Source organism: Bradyrhizobium viridifuturi (assembly GCF_001238275.1).
Lineage (GTDB): Bacteria > Pseudomonadota > Alphaproteobacteria > Rhizobiales > Xanthobacteraceae > Bradyrhizobium > Bradyrhizobium viridifuturi.
On sequence record NZ_LGTB01000106.1, the window covers coordinates 1 to 3239 of the forward strand.

General features: G+C 57.3%; 1 protein-coding gene. It reads left to right on the plus strand.

Translation table 11 applies throughout. The annotated features are described in order from the left end of the window. Nucleotides 1-379, plus strand: a 379-nt coding sequence (locus tag ALC15_RS40780; RefSeq protein ID WP_210168632.1) for a hypothetical protein, incomplete at its 5' end; no start/stop codon positions are given. Between the last annotated feature and the right edge of the window lie 2860 nt (nucleotides 380-3239).

The window sequence follows — 3239 nt, forward strand, 5'->3', positions numbered from 1 at the left end:
GCTGCCGACTCCATTCTCCAGAAACTCGCGCGACTTTGTCAGCGAATTTGCCGGACAGAACACTAGAGACCTCGTGCAGCTGGCGGTTAGAGTGATCGATCGGATCGCCAAGAACTCGGAAACGCAGGAGATGATGCAAGAAGGCGGCACGAAAAACTTGCAGAATTGGCAGGCGAACGTGTCGGACCTCCACGCGCGGCTCGTTAAGCAATGGCACGGAAGTCAGCGCGTTTGGATCGGTCACGCCGACCTACAACGCCAACGGCAATCTGACGTTCGATGGCACCTTCACCATGGCGACGACGCCGAATACCGACTGATCTGCGGCAGCTACCATCTTCGATCCGGTACGGGGTCAGAGCTGGCCTCGGTTGTCTGAACAGCAATTCCGCGTCGATAAGTGGAGCTTCTGCCGAGTTAAGCTGCCGCGGAACGGCAGCGAGCTGAAGTAAGCTTGATCCGGGGTGGCCCCGTCAAGGCTCGGGTGAGGACGCCGGCCATTGTAAAAGACGAGATCTCGGATTTCGAAGTAGCACTAAGGACCAACCGCTAGCGAAAAATCACATCCGTCGCCATTGCATTTGATCTTTCGATCAGCGGCTTATGTGCTTACCGCAAACGAAAAGCAGGAACAAGCTTTCGGGGGAAATACGCATAGTGCGATCCGGACGCGGATCGCGTCATCATGTCCGAGCGCGCCAGCGTCGATATGCCCCAATGCAGAATGACCTACGTGATCGATAATTCTTTTCAGTACGCGCAACTCGATAATCTATGATTAAAGGAATGGTCGCAATAGACTCATATAGCAACCGGTCATTGTCTCATTGACGCGATCAGCGCCCGCACAGAGAATTTCGACGATGCTGGTTGTCGCATTGTCCGTCGCGGCCAATCAGATCTCGCAAGCGTCTCGTTTTTCAAACCTTTCGACCTGTGATCCTGCAAACGACGATAGTGCTCCTGAACTTGCTCTGTGGAGTCATCATCCGGCAGTCATCAACGCTCTCCCACAACATCTGCCTAAGCCGGCGACCACTCCCGCTAAGACCGGAGAATCACGCATTCGCCGTGGGTTCCCTGGATCCTGCTTGAGTTCGTCAGCTGTTCATAAGCAAACGCATGGAGGATGCGTTAGGTGGGGCAGTCAACAAACGCAAACTTTCGATCGCGATGGGCTCATAGCTGATTTTGACCGAGGTATTGGCCTTTCGTCGATTTCTCGAATTGCGAGCGCCGTTGACCATCCAATAGAGTCGAGCTTGGCTCGGGTGCGCGTCGCCGCAAAGCCTATGACGGAAGAGCGACGAAAGTTCAGGAGTGCCACTCACGCGACATAGAGCGCAGGGCTTGAATCGGACCCTGCGTCAAGTTGTACAGTTCGCGCAGACATGCCCGCGAAAGCACTGACGAATGAAGCAACCATTTTCTTTTGTACTATGTTCTACTTTCGGTTTGCGGGCCCTAATCGGAGTTGCGCTTGCTGTCCGTCGCTCGACTGCACCATACACGATACTGATCGCGAGCCAGCCTCTAGGTGATCGGAATGGGCACATCATTTGCAGTCTTCAATACGCCTGTCGCGTTGCCGATGGGCAATCGAAGGGCGAAGGAATCACGGCGATCGGTCAGCACATGGGCAGCGAAAAAGGGGACGTACTTGGCTCCGCTTGCGTTCACCGCGAGCTCGAAGTCTCTTGTGCCTAAACGGGAGCATGCAATTCAAAGAGCTTCGCGTGTTTGGCAGTCGCTGATTCGACGAAGTCATTCGGTGGCTCATCAGACCACGAGGATAGCGGTCGAGCCGACAAGTGAGTGTCGCACTCGTCAGGGCAGGGCATCCAGGTACATTGGATAAAGATAATGAGACGCATTGACGAGGGCGACAAGTCGCCCATTTCGGAATTTGATGCCGCTGAAGGTCGAGGCGCTGACGGTTCTAGCGCCAAACCGGCTTGTGCTCCTGGTGAAGAGGGGCCATCGTTCGGTTCCATTGTGGATCGGATGCGGTCCGAGCTTCAGGATTCAGGTCCTTCGGATTCTCGCAGCATGCAGCGCGACAGCGGTGCAGGCCGATTTGCTGCTCCCTCCTCCGGTGCACATCGGCTCCTCGGGGTCGCGTTGCAGGCCGCAATCGGTGGAAGTCGTCGTCGTTTGCGCTCCTTGCCGGAATCCGGCTCGTCGCGAACGGATGGGGAACTGCCGCGCGATGATCCAGAGACGGAAAGCCCGCTAGGGCGCCCTCTCCCGTCGCACGAAGCGGATGGACCAGAAGGGGGGCGCGTCCACGATGCGCCTATCCAGAATGTCCAAACCCCGGGCCTGCAAAGACCTTATAGAACGCACAGTGGGAGACCAAGGCGAGATGCAGGCTTCTCGCGTCAAAGTGGCGAGGAGCTATGGCGCGACGCTCGAGAGGCTGAAAGCTCGCACGCGAGCAGACGCCCACTGGATACGCAGTCCGTGTCTGAGGGAAGTGGTAGACCAGGAAGGTGGTACGTCGGCGATGCGCCTGCGCAACCATTGCAGCCTGGGAGCTCGGAGCGAGCCCATGGACCTGATCGTGGCGCAGCCAATCTGGAAATTACTCCATCGGCTTCGGATGGTGACCGGCAACGCGCCGATCGGACCACTGACCGCCCGAAAACAGGCAGGCTAGCGCCGCATGGCCAATCCATCTCTGACCGAAGCGGCCGAACCGGAAGGTCGCATGTCGACAATGCTGCCCTGCAGACTGTCCAAGTTGGAACACCGGAAAGGCGTTCTAGACGTTCGGATGAACTAAATGCCGCCTTAAGGGAAATCGCCAGCGCTCGCGACATCGGCGTTTTCTCACGCGCAGTTGTACGTTACAGCAAGCAGCTCGGAAGGCAGGATCGTTCAGACTTTCTGCAAACCGCAGCTGCCCGCTTCGATGCTCGATTTGTGCCGCTGTTGGAGGAAAATATCCGGTCCTCGTGGGGATACGCCACGACATGCAATGAGCTGAGCCGGGAAGCTGGAGGTGAGGCCGGCATAAGAGCTTGCCAGGCCTTAGCGGTTCGGTTGTCGCGCCTCGACAAGACGCTTATGAAGCAAATCGATCCCATCGCACTCTCTTTGTTTGCGTTATCGTTCGGCCGACATTCCTCGGCGGCGAGCTGTCGCGAGGCTGCCGTCGCAATCGCCGGTGAGGTGCCGTCCCAGCTCTCGCGTTTTGACCCGCAGGCGCTGGCCAACCTGGTGAACGGTTTCAGCAA